This window comes from Dyadobacter sp. CY326 (genome assembly GCF_021390515.1).
In the GTDB taxonomy this organism is placed as follows: Bacteria; Bacteroidota; Bacteroidia; order Cytophagales; family Spirosomataceae; genus Dyadobacter.
This window is the reverse complement of the sequence record NZ_JAJUXI010000005.1, coordinates 132,607-148,826: the sequence shown is the minus strand read 5'-3', so window position 1 is coordinate 148,826 and position 16,220 is coordinate 132,607. Positions and strand designations below refer to the sequence as shown.

At 44.8% G+C, this 16,220-nt stretch carries 14 protein-coding genes; 8 read left to right on the top strand and 6 right to left on the bottom strand.

Annotated features, from left to right (window positions below):
• Positions 1-14 precede the first annotated feature (14 nt).
• Positions 15-1,298, top strand: a complete 1,284-nt coding sequence (rodA, locus tag LZG73_RS11320; protein WP_233848939.1) for a rod shape-determining protein RodA — start codon at positions 15-17, stop codon at positions 1,296-1,298.
• Positions 1,299-1,339: 41 nt separating this feature from the next.
• On the opposite strand, the gene LZG73_RS11315 is transcribed toward rodA, so the two are convergent.
• Positions 1,340-1,717: a DUF423 domain-containing protein gene (locus LZG73_RS11315; RefSeq protein ID WP_233848937.1), complete on the bottom strand. Its 378-nt coding sequence runs from the start codon at positions 1,715-1,717 to the stop codon at positions 1,340-1,342.
• A gap of 206 nt (positions 1,718-1,923) precedes the next feature.
• Here LZG73_RS11315 and LZG73_RS11310 point away from each other — a divergent pair, with 206 nt between their 5' ends.
• Positions 1,924-2,970: a glycosyltransferase family 9 protein gene (locus tag LZG73_RS11310; RefSeq protein ID WP_233848935.1), complete on the top strand. Its 1,047-nt coding sequence runs from the start codon at positions 1,924-1,926 to the stop codon at positions 2,968-2,970.
• Here the strand turns inward: LZG73_RS11310 and LZG73_RS11305 are convergent.
• Positions 2,962-3,624: a YggS family pyridoxal phosphate-dependent enzyme gene (locus LZG73_RS11305; RefSeq protein ID WP_233848932.1), complete on the bottom strand. Its 663-nt coding sequence runs from the start codon at positions 3,622-3,624 to the stop codon at positions 2,962-2,964. The genes LZG73_RS11310 and LZG73_RS11305 overlap by 9 nt on opposite strands.
• Positions 3,625-3,764: 140 nt before the next feature.
• On the opposite strand from LZG73_RS11305, the gene LZG73_RS11300 reads away from it, so the two are divergent.
• The 4 genes from LZG73_RS11300 to rplI all read left to right on the top strand — a co-directional run bounded on the left by LZG73_RS11300 (position 3,765) and on the right by rplI (position 5,946).
• Positions 3,765-4,706, top strand: a complete 942-nt coding sequence (locus LZG73_RS11300; protein ID WP_233848924.1) for a hypothetical protein — start codon at positions 3,765-3,767, stop codon at positions 4,704-4,706.
• Between the two features lie 137 nt (positions 4,707-4,843).
• Entirely contained in the window at positions 4,844-5,224 is a 381-nt protein-coding gene (gene rpsF / locus LZG73_RS11295) for a 30S ribosomal protein S6 (RefSeq protein WP_233848923.1), read from the top strand.
• Positions 5,225-5,227: 3 nt separating this feature from the next.
• Positions 5,228-5,479 (top strand): 30S ribosomal protein S18, encoded by a 252-nt coding sequence (gene rpsR / locus LZG73_RS11290; protein ID WP_233848921.1) that lies wholly within the window; start codon positions 5,228-5,230, stop codon positions 5,477-5,479.
• A gap of 20 nt (positions 5,480-5,499) precedes the next feature.
• Entirely contained in the window at positions 5,500-5,946 is a 447-nt protein-coding gene (gene rplI / locus LZG73_RS11285) for a 50S ribosomal protein L9 (RefSeq protein ID WP_233848919.1), read from the top strand.
• A gap of 126 nt (positions 5,947-6,072) precedes the next feature.
• Here rplI and lysM read toward each other — a convergent pair whose 3' ends face one another.
• Positions 6,073-6,531, bottom strand: coding sequence for a peptidoglycan-binding protein LysM (gene lysM, locus LZG73_RS11280; RefSeq protein ID WP_233848918.1), 459 nt, complete (start codon positions 6,529-6,531; stop codon positions 6,073-6,075).
• Positions 6,532-6,715: 184 nt separating this feature from the next.
• Between lysM and LZG73_RS11275 the strand changes: the two genes are divergently transcribed.
• Together LZG73_RS11275 and LZG73_RS11270 are read left to right on the top strand one after the other, a co-directional pair.
• Positions 6,716-8,350: a glycerol-3-phosphate dehydrogenase/oxidase gene (locus LZG73_RS11275; RefSeq protein ID WP_233848917.1), complete on the top strand. Its 1,635-nt coding sequence runs from the start codon at positions 6,716-6,718 to the stop codon at positions 8,348-8,350.
• Between the two features lie 23 nt (positions 8,351-8,373).
• Positions 8,374-9,417 (top strand): beta-ketoacyl synthase chain length factor, encoded by a 1,044-nt coding sequence (locus LZG73_RS11270; RefSeq protein WP_233848907.1) that lies wholly within the window; start codon positions 8,374-8,376, stop codon positions 9,415-9,417.
• Here LZG73_RS11270 and LZG73_RS11265 read toward each other — a convergent pair.
• The 3 genes from LZG73_RS11265 to LZG73_RS11255 are packed head-to-tail and all read right to left on the bottom strand — an operon-like array spanning position 9,403 to position 16,171.
• Positions 9,403-10,668 (bottom strand): NAD(P)/FAD-dependent oxidoreductase, encoded by a 1,266-nt coding sequence (locus LZG73_RS11265; protein ID WP_233848905.1) that lies wholly within the window; start codon positions 10,666-10,668, stop codon positions 9,403-9,405. The genes LZG73_RS11270 and LZG73_RS11265 overlap by 15 nt on opposite strands.
• A 2-nt stretch (positions 10,669-10,670) precedes the next feature.
• Complete coding sequence (locus LZG73_RS11260; RefSeq protein WP_233848903.1) at positions 10,671-12,203, bottom strand: NAD(P)/FAD-dependent oxidoreductase; 1,533 nt, start codon at positions 12,201-12,203, stop codon at positions 10,671-10,673.
• A gap of 53 nt (positions 12,204-12,256) precedes the next feature.
• A complete protein-coding gene (locus LZG73_RS11255; RefSeq protein WP_233848901.1) occupies positions 12,257-16,171 on the bottom strand; it encodes a trifunctional MMPL family transporter/lysophospholipid acyltransferase/class I SAM-dependent methyltransferase in 3,915 nt (1,304 codons plus the stop codon).
• Positions 16,172-16,220: the final 49 nt, after the last annotated feature.

Below are 16,220 nucleotides of genomic sequence, written 5' to 3'. Positions count from 1 at the left end.
TTGTTGAAGAAAACATGGCAGAAAATAAGCCGATAACGAAGAACGTAGACTGGGTCGTGGTGCTCATTTACATTGCATGCCTGGGCATTGGCTGGGTCAATATTTATGCGGCGGTTTACAATCCGGAAGTGAATATGAGCATGTTCGACTTGTCCAACAATGCGGGCAAGCAGCTGATGTGGATCGGGACGGCGGTTTTGCTCATTATTTGTATTCTGGTTATCGACTATAAATTTTATGAGACGTTCTCCTTCATTATATATGCGGTCATTGTTTTCCTGCTGGTCGTCGTTTTGTTTGCAGGATCAAACATTAACGGATCGCGCTCGTGGATCAAATTTGGGGCTTTTTCATTGCAACCGGCGGAGTTTTCCAAGCTTGCGATAAGTCTGGCTATTTCAAAATATCTAAGCGATCCGGCCATCAGTCTTACGCGCAAGCTTAAAGATTATTATCCCATTATGGGGATCATTGCATTGCCCGCTTTTCTGATCCTTTTATCCAATGAAACGGGTTCCATGCTCGTTTTCGCCTCTTTTGCAATTGTGCTTTATCGTGAAGGAATGCCTGGATTTATTCCGGCAATCGGCATGGTAACCGCGGCTCTGCTGATCATTACATTGCTTTTTGTAAAATGGTATATTGCCGGCGTCATCATTGTTATTGCCGGGCTTGCGATATGGCTTATGCCGGTCATGACGCGCAGGCGGGGCGGACTTTGGGCAACGATTATCATTGGATTTGTGATGATCGGGATCGTGTTCGGCGTCGATTTTTTTATGAATAATGTGCTTCAAAAACATCAGAGAGGCCGCATTATGGTTCTTTTGGATCCGGATTCCGATCCGCGCGGCATTGGCTGGAACGTTATTCAATCCAAAATTGCAATCGGTTCGGGTGGATTTTCTGGGAAAGGATTTTTGCAGGGAACACAAACCAAATTCGACTTCGTCCCCGAACAGAGCACCGACTTTATATTCTGCACAGTGGGAGAGGAGCACGGTTTTATCGGCTCAGCCATTGTGGTTATCCTCTTTGTTTCGCTGATTTCAAGGCTTGTTGTGCTCGCTGAGCGGCAGCGAAGTCGGTTTGCACGCGTTTATGGTTACTGCGTGGCGGGGATAATTTTCTTTCACTTTATGGTCAATGTCGGAATGACGATCGGATTGATGCCCGTGATCGGGATTCCTTTGCCGTTTTTCAGTTACGGCGGTTCATCGCTCTGGTCTTTCTCAATTCTGCTATTCGTTTTCCTAAAAATTGACGCGCAAAGACCATTTACGCTTTCCCGGGGCTAGGGGATGTTAATTCAATCATTCAATCATTCAATCATTCAAAATTAAATCTTCCCCGCAGCCAAAATCAGCAACACCCAACCCGCAATCAATGCCACGCCTCCAATCGGAGCAGTTGCGCCGAATTTGGTAATGCCCGTGAAGCAAATTGCATAGAGTGATCCCGAGAAAATGATGACGCCAATGGCAAACGCATTGCCCGACCAGCCCAGCAATTTGATCGCATCGGTGCCTGCGCGTTGCATGAGCAAGCCGACCAAAACCATGGCGATAGCGTGATAAAACTGATATTTTACAGCGGTTTCAAATGTTTCACTTCTGCCCGAAGCTTCCAGCATTCCTTTCAATGCGTGTGCACCAAATGCGCCCAATGCAACCGCCAGCGCTCCCAAAATCCCGCCAGCCTGAATCATGAATTTCATAATGTTTGTGTCAATTTTTGATCGAAAATAAAGTTTGAGCCGATTTTGGGCACATTGCTTTTGCCATTTGCTCGTTCGTAAAGTTATGCCCGGATCAAACTGCAACCAACTCTTTGTTTCAATTTTATTATCTTGCGCGCTAGAAAAAAGCCGATTCGTAAGAACGTTTGTCTGCGAACCGGCACATTGTGAATTACTCCTAGCAAATGACTTTACAACGTTTCGTAGCGCTCTGGACGCATCGTTATCATAAATATTCGCACATCGGAAAAGCCCATCTTCTTGGTTATCAGGCATGGGCGTATTTCCTGGACATAAAAAAGAATATGAAGAGGGGCCGTAAGCTAATCGCGATCATCCGGACCGAACATTTTGGGGATATCGTGGCGGCGGAACCGATTTCTAGATATGTTAGGTCGCAGTATCCGAATGATTATATTGTATGGTTTGTTAAGCCGTCATTCGGCGAATTGGTGAGCCATAATCCTTCTATCGACGAAGTTTTCAAGGAATTTTGTGTCACGCAAAGGAAGACGTTGCTGGACACAGGGATTTTTGACAAGGTGATTCAATTGCAATTTACCAATAACAACCATTGCCCTAAATGCCAGGTTTTCATTGATAATCCAGTGGCTGCCCGGCGTAACATTAACATTTTCAATTATTTCAACTACGGCAATTTGCTGGGAGTTTTTGCGCAAACGGGCGACTTGATCCCGGAAAAAGCGCCATTTCCCGCAGACGACAGACCAAAGCTTTATTTGCAGAAAAGTCATCGGGATAAGGTTGATGCTTTGCAGCTGAAAGGGCCGTTTATTGTGCTGCATTGCCAATCCAATTATGCACCAAAAGACTGGCCTGCCGAAAAATGGGAGCAGCTTGTGCAATGGCTGGCTGATAATTTTCCTTATCAAATCGTTGAAATTGGTTTGAAAAGCAATCTTTCGGTTCAGACAGAGTTATATCGAAACTTGTGCGGGCAACTGACTATTCTGGAAACGGCTGAGGTGATTCGTCGCGCTGCTTATTTTATCGGGCTGGACAGCGGGCCGTCGCATTTGGGTAATGCAACGGATACATTTGGGATCATATTAATGGGCTCGCTGAATGATTTTCCGGAATATAATCCTTATTCGGGCAGTTACGGGAGGCAGGAGAATGCGATTTTTGTTCGTCAGACGGGCATGCCCTGTTCGCAGCTTTCGTTTGAATTTGTGCGCGACAAAGTGGCAAGTGTTATCGCCTTACCTTGATCCAAAAATAGCGCTTCCAACGCGCACAAGCGTGCTTCCTTCTTCCATTGCAATAGCATAATCAGCGCTCATACCCATGGACAGTTCGCGCATGTTAACTTGCTCATTCTGATATTGTTTGAACGATTCAAATAGCGCTTTCAGTCCCCGGAACTCAGCTCTTACGGCTTGCTCGTCATCCGTGTTTGACGCCATGCCCATTAAGCCCGCAATGCGGATATTCTGCAATTCCGGCAGGGCCGCTGACGTCAGGATTTCCACTGCTTCTTCTTCCGACAATCCGAACTTGGTTTCTTCCCTTGCAATAAAGATTTGCAGCAGACAATCGATCACGCGGTTGTTTTTCTTCGCCTCTTTATCAATCTCTTTCAGCAATTTAAAACTGTCAACCGAGTGCACCAGCGCAACATACGGCGCCATATATTTCACTTTATTGGTCTGTAAATGACCGATCATATGCCATTCAATGTCTTTCGGAAGCGCTTCGTATTTTGAAGTCATTTCCTGGACCTTGTTTTCTCCAAACCTTTTGCAGCCTGCGTTGTATGCTTTAAGCAGAACTTCTTCGGGTTTGGTTTTTGTTACTGCAACCAAACAGGTTTCCTGTTTTAATCCTTTTTCTATTTGGGCAATATTCTCGGCTATTGTTGGCATTTCAGGATACTAAATTTTTGATAATTAATGCTTTAAAGGGAAATTTTGACCGCAGGCCCTTAGAAATAGATGTTAACATATTTCAAAATTGAAAAAAACATAGTTCTTTTACCAACTAATTAAAAAATATAACCTTCTGTATGGACTATAATCAGGAACAAAAGCAAGACAGAAAAACACTATTATGGGCCGCTCTGGCAGTTTTGCTATTGCTTAATTTGGTGCTTGTTTATTTTATCTATCACGAAAAACAGGAAAATCTTGCAAAGGATGAGATCATAACGGCGAAGACCGAGGAAGTGCTTTTTATCAAAACAAAACTTGACTCCATATCGCAGGAACTTGACATTAAAATAACTGAAATTCAGAAGCTTGGCGGCAGCGTGGATTCGCTTATGGCAATGAAGGCGCAGCTCGAAAGGGATAAGCAGGAATTGAAAAACATGAGTAATTACTCTGCATCCGGCTACAATAAAAAGATCAAGGGTTATGAAACGGTGCTAAATGAGAAAGACACCGAAATCGCGCAATTGAAGCAGGAACTGGGCATTGCAACGTCAAAAAACCAGGAGCTTAATCAAAAAGTGACCGGCCTCGAATCGGAAAAACAATTGCTGGCAGACTCGGTGACAAACTATTCAGTTCAAAATAGGGAATTGGCCGAAAAAGTATCGATTGCTTCTGCCTTGAGAGCTGAGGATCTGACGGTTAATGCGGTTTCAGCGAAAGGAAAAGAGCGTGAAGGCGGGAAATATAAAGCCAAACGCATTGATAAATTAAGAGTGAATTTCAAGCTGGCGCCTAATGCAGTTGCCAAGCAAAACGAAAAAGAAATGTATCTGCGCATCCTTGACCCCGACGGTGCGGTGCTTTCGGATATGGCAACCGGCTCAGGATCATTCATGTATGAAGGCCAGGAATTGATTTACAGCTCGCGCCAAACGGTTAGCTTCACCAATTCGGGACAGTCAGTTGATATTCTTTACGGACGTGGCGGCATTCCATTGAAGGATGGGAAATATGCAATCGAAGTGTATAGTGAAGGGTTTAAAATCGGGCAGGGAGACTTCGAAGTGAAGTAATTTCCACTGTCTGACTTGAAGTTATGTGTTGATAGGGCTTGGAATTGTAGATTTCAAGCCCTATTTTTGCACCCTCATTTTGGTGTAATGCCAAAGTGAGGGTTTTATTTTATAATTAATAATTAATCAATTACCGTATGTCTAAGCAATATGAAACGGTGTTCATTCTAACTCCCATTTTGTCTGAGGCCCAGGCAAAGGACGCCGTTGAAAAATTCACGACAATCATCACTGCAAATGGTGCAACGATTGTACATGAAGAAAATTGGGGATTGCGCAAGCTGGCCTACCCCATCCAAAAGAAAAACTCAGGTTTCTATCATGTTGTAGAATACACAACAACAGAAGGAAATGTGGTTGACGTTTTGGAAACCGAGTTCCGTCGTGACGAACGCATTTTGCGTTTTATGACAATCGTCCTGGATAAGCATTCAATTGCTTACAACGAGAAAAAACGTAAAGGGCTGATTGGAAGAAAAAGAGAAGAGTCAACTGAGTCTAAAACCGAAAACGCATAAGCTATGTCACTAGTAAACGAACCGGTTGAGAAAAACAATAACCGTAAGAAATATTGCCGTTTCAAAAAATCAGGCATTAAATATATCGATTACAAGAATCCAGATTTCTTATTGAAACTGGTGAACGAGCAAGGTAAGATCTTGCCACGCCGCCTTACGGGAACAAGCTTGAAATATCAGCGTAAAGTTTCTCAGGCAATTAAAAGAGCACGTCACTTGGCTTTATTGCCTTTTGTTGCTGATCAATTGAAATAATATAGAAAAAGCTACAAACAATGGAAATCATACTAATAACTGATATAGCAGGTGTAGGTTATAAAAACGACATCGTGACTGTGAAAGCAGGTTACGGTCGTAATTATCTTATCCCTCAGGGTTTCGCATTATTGGCCAATGCCTCTAACCGCAAAATTGTCACTGAAAACGTTCGTCAGGCTGCTCACAAAGCTGAAAAGCTTAAAAAAGATGCAGAGGACATTGCATCAGCAATCGGCGATCTTACAATTGATATCAAAACAGTGGTTGGAGAAAGCGGCCGTATTTTCGGACGTGTGACCAATACACAGGTTTCTGATATTTTGAAAGCAAAAGGTTTCAACATCGACCGCAAGAAAATTACTTTGGACGACGTAAAATCCATCGGAACTTACTCTGCAACAATCGATTTGCATAAAGAAGTGAAACACAAAATCACGCTGAACGTTATCGCAGCAGAAGATTAATCGTTTCAAAAATGCATAAAAAAAGCAGCTCTAAGGGCTGCTTTTTTTATGCATTTTTGAAACGATTGAATGACTGAATAAAGCTCAATATTCACTCATTCACTCATTCAGTCATTCAAAATTATTTCAAGGCGCAGGAATTCTCAACACCTGGCCAGGATATATCTCATCCGGATCGCTTAGCATGGGCTTATTTGCCTCAAAAATGACCGGATACTTCATCATGTCTCCGTAAACTTTCTGCGCAATCTTCGAAAGCGTGTCGCCTTTTTCAACCGTGTGATAAGTTGCTTCCGGTGCTGGCGTTGCCACTTTCAGGCGGTTGTCCACTACTTGCACGCCTTCAACATTGCCAACCGCGAGAGCGATTTTTTCTGCATCTTCCTGTTTTGCAACTTCACCCTCTATCGTTACCGTATCTCCGGAAGTCTTCACTGTCAAGTTGTTGTACGCAAGTCCGAGCGCTTTAACGTGTGCCAAAAGCGCGCTGGCGCGCAACGGTTCTGCCTCCGGTGTGGGAGCAGCAGTTTCTTCTTTCTTAAATACTTTTTCTCCTACGCCTTTCAAAAACGATAGTAAGCCCATGTTAAACTTGGTTAGATGATAGATGATTTTAAACTATAACATTCGTAGTGATCTAAGATCACAAACCAAGCAAAGCAATAACTATACCAAAGATTTACACCAAATCGACAAAACAGCGGCTTGTGGCGGCAAGTTTTAAAGGCCGACTTCGTACTTTTGCCTTAGGTCAACATTCCGACAATCAATGAATCGTAACGCATCGCTGGATCAATTAAGGAGTGAAGAATTTGATATTTGCATCATTGGAGCAGGAGCAAGCGGCGCAGGTTGTGCGCTGGACGCGGCGTTACGGGGTTATAAAGTTGCAATTATTGATCGGAAAGATTTTGCTTCCGAAACTTCTTCCCGCTCCACAAAGCTAATCCACGGCGGCGTGCGCTATTTGGAACAGGCTTTCAAAAAGCTTGATTTTGCCCAACTGAAACAGGTCAGGCACGGTTTGGAAGAACGCCACATTGTGTTAAAAAACGCGCCGCATCTGGCCCGACCATTGGCATTGATGACGCCGGTCGGTTCATGGATTGAAGGTTTGTATTTCAAAATTGGCTTGCAGCTTTACGATACATTCGCAACCAATGATTCGCTTCCAAAAAGCAAATGGCTGACCAAAAAGGAAGTGCTCGACAAGATTCCTACGCTTAACAAAAAGAAACTGCACAGCGGTGTCCTATATTATGACGGGCAGCTTGATGACGCGCGTTATTGCCTTGCGTTGGTGCAATCTGCACATGAAGCAGGCGCGGTTACAGCCAATTATTTGAATGTCAATGGATTTGTAAAGGATGAAACAGGAAAACTTTCCGGGGTTCGCGTGCAGGATGCGCAGACGGGAAATGACTTTACGATCAAAACAAAACTCGTGATCAATTGCACTGGCCCCTTTGCGGATCATGTGCGGTTGCTCGCCAACCCTGCACTGCCCGAGCGCATTCGCCCGAGCAAAGGCGTTCACGTTGTGCTGCCATTTGAGACGCTCAACAGCGAATATGCCATGCTGATTCCAAAAACTTCCGACGGACGCGTGGTTTTCGCTATTCCGTTTGAAGGGGCCATGATGATTGGGACGACCGACACCGAAACCGACAATCTGGACACAGAATCCACATTGAACAATACAGAAAAACAATATTTGGTTGAAACATTAAATCCTTTTTTGGATAAACAAATTGACATTACGCAGTTGAAAGCAGGGTTTGGCGGGTTGCGGCCATTGCTTTCTGCGGACCCTTCGAAGTCAACGAAAAGCCTGGTTCGGGATCATGAGGTGGAAGTGGATTCGGTAAGCGGACTTGTTAGTTTGCTCGGTGGAAAATGGACGACTTACCGCCTGATGGCCAAGGACACAATCGATCAGGCAGATTCAATTTTCTCTAAATCCAATGCGTGCACGACTGCGGACCATATGTTAGCGGGCGGAGAAAATTACAGTCCTGGGTTGGCAGACCATTTAACTACACAATTTGCCTTGCCAACGGATATTGCAAAACATTTGGTAAAAAAATACGGCTCCCGGGCCACCAAAATAGCGGAACTCACCACAAACAATGTTTCCTTAAAAGAGCGCCTCGTTTCCAAACTTCCCTACATTCAGGCAGAAGTGATTTATACGGTTCGAAATGAGATGGTTATCAAGCCGCGTGACTTCCTTGCACGCAGAATTCGGCTTGAAATAACGGATTGGCATGAAACCTTAAACTGCCTGCCCATTGTTGCCAACCTGATGGCCGCAGAACTCGGCTGGAACGACACTGAGAAGCAACAGCAAATCGACGAATATGCATTGCAACTCAGGCAGTTCATCGCCGACGCCGGCGCATAGCATTCAATCCCATTCATTTACGCATGTACATTACCGACTCAGCTTGCATTTCTCCGCAGCGCACTTTTGATAATGCCTTTTTGGAAGGCGATGTTAAAGTGCATGAGGGCAACCGCTATGAGGCCATTGAACCAAATTACGGACAACTGATTCCGGCAGGATTGCTTCGGAGAATGGGAAAAGCCGTCCGCATGGGCGTAGGAGCGGGGCTTCCGTTGATTCAGAAATCGGAAGTTGAAGGCATCATTCTGGGAACGGCAAATGGGGGACTGGGTGATTGTCTGAAATTTCTGAACCAGATTGTAGATTATGATGAAGGGACTTTGACGCCTACACATTTTGTTCAAAGCACGCCGAACGCAGTTGCGGGAAATCTGGCCTTAATGAGCAAAGTGACTGGTTACAACTCGACCCATGTTCACAAGGGCCTTGCCTTCGAGGCTGCATTGCTGGACGCCATGCTTCTGCTGGACGAGCAGCGTTTGAAAAAGATTCTGGTGGGCAGCATTGAAGAAATTTCGGATTATAATCACAACATTGACCTGCTCAGCGGCCACTTCAAGCATGGCAACTTCACATCTGCTAATCTGTTGACTTCCAACTCACCCGGCTCTGTCAATGGGGAAGGGGCGACAATGTTCGTTTTGGAAGCGGAAAGAACTGGAAATACGCTGGCGCAAATTCGCGATGTGGATCAAATTAATAATCCGACAGAAGCTGATCTTGGGGAAAAGTTAGATGAAATGCTTGGTCGTAACGGACTAACATCGGCTGACGTGGACACATTAATTTTGGGTTTCAGTGGCGACAACCGAACGGATGGCTTGTATGTAACTTTTCAGGAGCGGTTTTTCCCGGAAAGCAGCAGTTACACTTATAAAAATATGGTGGGTGATTATCCGACCGCTTCGGCTTTTGCGACCTGGATGGCCCTGCAAATGCTATTGGGCCATCCGGTTCCTGCTTCCTGCGTCCGTGATCAAAAATCAGCTTCGAAACCTGCTAACATTCTGATTTACAATCATTATAAAGGCATTCAGCACGGCTTGATTTTACTGAGCGCTTGATTCTGACGACGCAACGTCGCCGATGCTCCGCTCCTTTATTTTGATGACCTTTGCCAATGTCGGCAATATGGTGTCATGCTTTTTCACAAACGGATTTGACTGGTCCCAAACATAACCGGCCAGAACAGAGCAAATCTGGTTTTTGATATCTTCATTAATGTGCGGTGTAAATACGATTGTCTGAAAATCACCACTATACCAGCCACTTACGTAACTTCTGAAAACATTAATGCCTTGCTGAATGACCTTTTCGTATTCCGTTTCCCAGTCTACGGCTTCACCTTGTAAGTGCTTGTGCGTCATTTTAGCGGACAGCAAACCCGAGGCGGTCGCAAATGTAACGCCGGATGAGAAAATCGGATCCAGGAATTCGGTGCTGTTGCCGGAAAGGACAAAACCTTCTCCATACATTTTCTTTACACCAATTGAATAACCGAGAATGTGTTTTGGCTCGAATTTGAGGTCAGCATCTTTGAAACGGCCGTTGAGATCTGCGAACTCTCTAATGAAAGTCTTATATGCTTCGCCGCCATTCTCGGCCATTTCGGTGATTTTTTCTTTATCGCCAACAATGCCGACCGATGTGGAGCCGTCCGAAAACGGGATGGCCCAGATCCAGGATTTGTTATTGTCGAAAGAATGGACGAAAATGTTGTTACTGGCCTTTTCCGTGCGGTTTTTGTCTTCCAAATGCGAAAAAATCGCGCCGCGCGGACTGAATGCGGAAGGCTTGCTCAGGTCAAACAACCGGGGCAGCACGCGGCCGTATCCGCTGGAATCAATGATGAATCTGGATTCAATTTCATGAACGTTGCCATCTGCGTCCTGATATTCAACATGCTGTTTTTCAGCGCTGCACGTAACTTTCAAAACTTCACATTCAAAGTTGACGTCAACGCCTTTTGCTCTGGTGGCTTCTGCTAATGTGCTGTCAAAATCGGCCCTTTTCACCTGCCACGTCCATGTCCAGCCTTTGGTGAACTGTTCCGAAAAGAAAAATTCGCATCGCTTTTCGCCCCGCATGAATGCTGCGCCGGTTTTTTTCTGAAAATTTCGCTCTTTCACTGCATCCAGCAAACCCGATTCGTCCAAATGTTCCATGCAGCACGGAAGCAGGCTTTCGCCGATCTGGAAGCGGGGGAATTTTTCTTTTTCTAGTATAGTGACTTCATAACCTTGTTTTTTTAAGTAAGAAGCTGCAACTGTTCCTGCCGGGCCGGCACCAATGACAACAACATCAACTGTTTGCATAATCAAGCATTTTTAATTTTTTGGATAAGTTTTTCTTTGTCTACAAATGAAAAGCACGTCACAAATGCGCTCACTGTAACGCCAAGTATGCCGTGCATGGAAATATTTTGCCCTGTTAAATGAAGGTTTGGAATTCTTGTTTTTGTATTGATCTGCGTTCTGGCAGGGGAATTGGAATTTTTGAGCACACCATAAAGAGAACCGTCCTTATTGCCAATGTAATCCCTGAATGTCAGCGGCGTAGCGCTGTGAACTGCCTTGATTTTAGCAGAAATTCCGGGAAAAACTTCTTCAATCCGGGCCAGCACTTTGGCTTCCTTGTCCTTTTTGAACTGCTCGTAAGCAGCGCCACGTTGGCCTTGCTCCGCAGCCGTGTTAAATGTGTCGCTCCATTGCGCCGTTTCTGCCGAGTTCATGTAAGTCATAATCGACATAGAATCAGCATATTGTCCGGTTTTGGAAATGTATGGTGTGCAGACAAAATAGGTCTGGGGCCACGTTTCCTGATCATAATCGATGCCGCCCCAAACATCTTCAATGTGATGCTGATAAATGTTGTAATTCAGATATTCAAAACTTTTTTCGTGAAAAGTAATGTGCACCAGGAATGTCGAAATGCTGTTTTCTAAACTCTGAACTCTGTTTTTATAAACATTCAGGAAGCGATCCGCACCAAAAATGTCAATGGTCACCGACGGATGAACATTTGAAATAAATTGCTTTCCCCGGAACGTCTCTCCATTTTCCAAAACCACTTCCGTGACATTGCCTGCACCATCATAATTGGCAGCAACGACTTTTTTATGCTTGTATATGGCCCCTCCGTGCGCCCTGATCACCTTGCTCATTTGGATGGCAATTTGCGAACCGCCGTCGATAAACTTGTAAGAGCCGGACAAATAACTCTTCATGATCAGCGCGTGCACATAAAAGGGCGTTTTGTCACGGACGCCGGCATAGAGCAGGTTGGAGCCCGCCAGCACATTCCTAAGTCTTTCGTTTTCGGTCAATGAGGCGATAAAATCATGGGCGTTGAGTCCCATTACATCTCCATCCATCTGATAATTTTCGCCTGAAACCCGCAAGTTGAAAAGCGGGAATTTTTCACAGATCTCGATAATTTTGTCACAATAGGTTTCGATGGCAACTTTTTCGTCGGGGAAATGATTTATCAACGTTTCCCGAAACCGATTAAAACCTTGGGCATAAGCATATTGTGAACCGTCCTGAAACCGGATGACGTCAAATTGATCGTCGTCCATGCGCTTCATTTTCAATTTGTCAAGAATTCCGAAATATTTGAAAAACTGTGACAAATTTTCGCCGTCATCCAGGCTGCCGACATAATGCACTCCCGTGTCAAAAATGCTCTTATGCTTGCTGTAAACCTGCAAATGCCCACCGATCTGGTGGTTTTTTTCTAAAACGACAACGCTGAAACCCTCCATGGCCAGGATGGTCGCGCAGGCAAGGCCGCCCAAGCCGCTGCCGATAATTACGAAGTCATATTCTTTTTGCAAGACGGAAGATTGCATTTAATTAATTACTGAAAAAGTTTGAAATCGGGCAATTCGTAAGTGGTCGGCGCTTAGTTTCTCGGTCGAAGAATGAAGAGCACGTTGGATGTATTATTTGAATGTTCCTGCATTTCAAAATCCATATTATGTGACGCTGCAAAGTCCTTTATGTCTCCCGAAGAAAAGAAATGAAACGCACCTTCCATTCGGTTAAAGGAGAATAAGCCTGTCGACAAAGCCTCCGTTGTTTTCGTCTTTTCGTGCTTTTCCCGATTGTCCGTTATCCCATCACGAATGAACAGAATGCCGTCACTTCGAAGCGCTTCTGCGCACCGGTTGAGCAAGGTAAGCTGTTTTTCTTTTGATAAATAATGCAGTATATCATTGAGAAATATCACATCCTGACTGCCCAGACCGGCTTTCATAATATCCTGATAGACAAAGTTCAGATTGGCTGTTTTGTTATAACTATGCTGCGCAATGCTGATCTTTTCTTCATCATAGTCAATGCCGGTTATGATCCGGTCGGGCTGCTTGTAATGCAGATAAAATGACAAGTAACCATAGCCGCAGCCAATGTCCAGAATGTTTTTTCTGCTGCCAATCAGCGCATTGTAGTAAGCGAAATTTTTGCTTTCCAGCCGCCATTTGATTTTGAAATACCATTCGAGAACTGGGCCTTTGAAAACGTAATTGGTGAAAATCTTGTGTTTCAAATAGCGCGTGTCTTCCATTTCATCCTTATACGAAGCAAATTCTGACTTGAAAAACGTTGCAATGTTTTTGGTTTTGTCTCGAAGCTGGCTACCCCATATTGCATCACCGAATTGAATCCGGGGAAGCACGCGCACATTCAATGCGCCGGGTCGGATCAGGAAGTCGTTTTTGGGCAGAACGTCGGATGCGCCGTGAATTAAAATCGGCTGAATGTCAAGGTTAAGCTGCTCGGCCAGGTGAAAAGCTCCTTTGTGAAATCTGCCGATTTCTCCATCTTCTGATCGCGTTCCTTCCGGAAAAATCAGAAGGGAATAACCGTCCGCAACCAGATTTCGCATCTTATTAATGTTCTCTTCCGTGCCATCGTCTGTATACACATAACCCGCGTGGCGGATGATAGGCCCGAAAAACGGCGAATTGTAAACCCATCCTTTTACCATCAGCACAATTTTCGGGTTGAGCATGATCGCCAGCAAAATGTCCAGAAAAGAAGTGTGGTTGGCGATGAAAATGACAGGTTTCTCCGGTTGCAAATTTTCAATCCCTGAAAAATTTTTCCTAACGTGTGGTCCCGAGTAAATTACTGTTTTGGCGTAAAACGAAAGCGAGCGATTGAGCATCGCTTTTTTCTTTAACTTCGAAATCGGCAGCAACAGGATGGTGACCAGTTTTGAATGCAGAAATAAGCAGCCTGATAAAAAATAGGTGAAGCTTGAAATGCTGATCAGGAATGGCAGCAATGTCACCGGCGCCTTCTTTCTGGCGATCCTGTTTTGGACAAAAAAACCAAAAATAACAGGCTGGAAAACGAAAGAAATAAACAGAATGCAAACAATTCCCAACACGCTAATGAGCGCAATGGAATGAATGGCTGGATGCTTAGCGAAAATTAAAACGCCGGTTCCAATGATCGTCGTCGTGGCAGAAAGAACAATCGCGGATTGATAGGATCGCAGCGAATCCTTGCCGTGTTTGTATTTATTGAGCAATCCGTCTGTTACGAAAATGCTGAAATCATCGCCAAGGCCGAAAATGAATGTGGTTACAATGACATTGACAAAATTGAATTTTATGCCCAAAATAGCCGCTATTCCCAATATCCATATCCAACTCACGACCATGGGCAGGAAAGTTAACAGTGTTAATTCAATCCGGCCGTACACCAACAGGAGCGTTAGGAAGACGATCAGCGCCGACACGAGCAGAAGATAATTAAAGTCGTCCTTCACCATTTTCAACAGGTCGCCTGCCAGTTCGCCGCGGTCAAACAATGCGATTCCGTCGATGGCCCGCAGTTGGCTTTTTACTTCGGATAATTGACTTTGCGGGACAATCAATGTTGTGATGAATGTAGTGCCGTTCCGATTGGATTCGATGAGATTGTCAACGCCCAGTTCGGCGAGCAATGTGTCCACGGGAACGGGACTGCCTTGCTGGCCGGCCACCCAGTTCTTGAATTCGCTGAAAGCCGTTGCATTGAAACCGCTTCTGGAACCAGCCTGATCGAGGGCGTTATAAGTCGATTCTTTTCGCTGCAAAGTCCAGAAGTCGTGCCATCGGCGGCGGCGTTCCAATTTCAATGATGCGGGAATCAGAAAGGAGCCGGAAGACACGAAACTGTTGATTTTTCTTTGATCGTGAAGCTGAACAAGATTCTGGTAAATCTGATAATTCAGCTGCTCTGCCTTGGCCCTCGACGGGTTTCCAGCGAAAACATATATTCGCTTTTGCGACTTTGGATCAATGCCGGTCAAGGCTTCTTCACGCTTCCGCAAGTCATCGTCTTGAATGCTCAGGTTTTCAAAACTACTATCAAATGCAGTAAATCTTGCAAAATAAAGGAACACCAATGTGGCCACCACAATGCCAGCAAGCACAATGGGCCTGTACTTTTCCGGCATAGTCGGAAAGCGGAAGCCGTTGTGTTTGACCGGAATTTTGTTGTAATCAAAAGAAAAAGCGGAAAGAACGACGGGCAGCGCGATCAATGTGAAAAGTGCCGCACCGACCAGACTCAATGAAGCAAACAGCCCAAAATCCTGCAATACACTCGAATTGGCAAAATGAAGCGCGCTGAAAGCCATCACCGTGGTAAAGCTTCCTGTTAACAAGGGTTCGCTAACTTCCTTGATAGCAGTGCCGATGGAGTTCGTGTGCCGTAAGTGCGTGAAGAAATGAAACGCATAATCCAGCAAAATTCCGAAAACAACCGCGCCGGTTGCGAGAGAAATTCCTGAGATTTCGGGCCTGATAAAACCAATAAGCCCGAGCGCAAAAATGGCACCGAAAAGACCCGGAAGAATGATGTAAATCGGAATCAGCAGCTTGCGATAATATAAAAAGAGCAGCAACAAAATGCCTCCCAGTGCAATGAATGCAGTTAAATAGGAATCGTGTTTCACCTGAATGGCGTTCCGCGCGGCAATCTCGAAAGTCCCGAAATAGGAAAAATGGTTGTAACGAAGCTGCTTGTTCCATTTCGTTTTGAAAGCCTCCACCGAGTGATACAGCTCCACATTCTTCTCGGAATTGCCTGAATCAAAGTTCGTGGCGGCGAAGATGATCATTTGCTTGCGATCTGCCGTGAACATGACGCCGTCTTCGAGCACCATTCCATTCGCATTGCTGTTGGCGTTCAGTTTACGGAAATATGGGCCGGTTAATCCCAGTGGATCATTGAGGATGAACTGTTTAAGAAACGTTCCTCCCGGCGTAATTAGCTGATTATAAGCGGAAGCAACCGACTTTCGGATCGTATCCGGATATAATTGCGCCCCAATGTGGTCATAATAAGAAGCGTCGATGAGGTGCGGGAAGTTGCCGTACACATATTGATATACATCTTCCTGCACAAATGGTCGTTCAATTTGAATGCCGCGAATGTATCCGTTTGTATAACGCGTTAGGGAGTCAGAAAACGCTTCTCCGAGCATTTTGGCATCATCAGAAGTCGTTTCGGCAGGAATGTCAATGAAGAAAACGATCTGGTTAATGATGTTTTTGCTCTCGATTAACCGGTTGAATTCTTCAAAACTTTTGCCTTTTGGTAAGGTTGCAAAGATGCTTTCGGTAATTTTTAAACGGGAAATCCCGAGCAGGAGCACACTAATAAGGATAATCAGACTCAGGAAGAATGCGGGCTTGTGTCTGGAAAGGATACTATTTAACCTTACTAATAAATCTCCGACCATCGAAAAGGGGAACGTGAATGTCTGACAAAAGTAAGCAAATGTAAAATTCCGGCAACCTCCCGCGGCCCGTTTGCGCATGCAGCCTGGTTTGTCAAAACGGCAAAAAAAGATTTATTTTACGTAATAT

Bases quoted from the DNA above. Each gene is read 5' to 3' on its own strand.
- rodA (WP_233848939.1), top strand. From the start codon at position 15: ATGGCAGAAAATAAGCCGATAACGAAGAACGTAGACTGGGTCGTGGTG.
- LZG73_RS11310 (WP_233848935.1), top strand. From the start codon at position 1,924: ATGACTTTACAACGTTTCGTAGCGCTCTGGACGCATCGTTATCATAAA.
- lysM (WP_233848918.1), bottom strand. From the start codon at position 6,531: ATGGGCTTACTATCGTTTTTGAAAGGCGTAGGAGAAAAAGTATTTAAG.
- LZG73_RS11275 (WP_233848917.1), top strand. From the start codon at position 6,716: ATGAATCGTAACGCATCGCTGGATCAATTAAGGAGTGAAGAATTTGAT.
- LZG73_RS11260 (WP_233848903.1), bottom strand. From the start codon at position 12,203: ATGCAATCTTCCGTCTTGCAAAAAGAATATGACTTCGTAATTATCGGC.
- rpsR (WP_233848921.1), top strand. From the start codon at position 5,228: ATGTCACTAGTAAACGAACCGGTTGAGAAAAACAATAACCGTAAGAAA.
- LZG73_RS11265 (WP_233848905.1), bottom strand. From the start codon at position 10,668: ATGCAAACAGTTGATGTTGTTGTCATTGGTGCCGGCCCGGCAGGAACA.
- rpsF (WP_233848923.1), top strand. From the start codon at position 4,844: ATGTCTAAGCAATATGAAACGGTGTTCATTCTAACTCCCATTTTGTCT.
- rplI (WP_233848919.1), top strand. From the start codon at position 5,500: ATGGAAATCATACTAATAACTGATATAGCAGGTGTAGGTTATAAAAAC.
- LZG73_RS11255 (WP_233848901.1), bottom strand. From the start codon at position 16,171: ATGCGCAAACGGGCCGCGGGAGGTTGCCGGAATTTTACATTTGCTTAC.
- LZG73_RS11315 (WP_233848937.1), bottom strand. From the start codon at position 1,717: ATGAAATTCATGATTCAGGCTGGCGGGATTTTGGGAGCGCTGGCGGTT.
- LZG73_RS11270 (WP_233848907.1), top strand. From the start codon at position 8,374: ATGTACATTACCGACTCAGCTTGCATTTCTCCGCAGCGCACTTTTGAT.
- LZG73_RS11305 (WP_233848932.1), bottom strand. From the start codon at position 3,624: ATGCCAACAATAGCCGAGAATATTGCCCAAATAGAAAAAGGATTAAAA.
- LZG73_RS11300 (WP_233848924.1), top strand. From the start codon at position 3,765: ATGGACTATAATCAGGAACAAAAGCAAGACAGAAAAACACTATTATGG.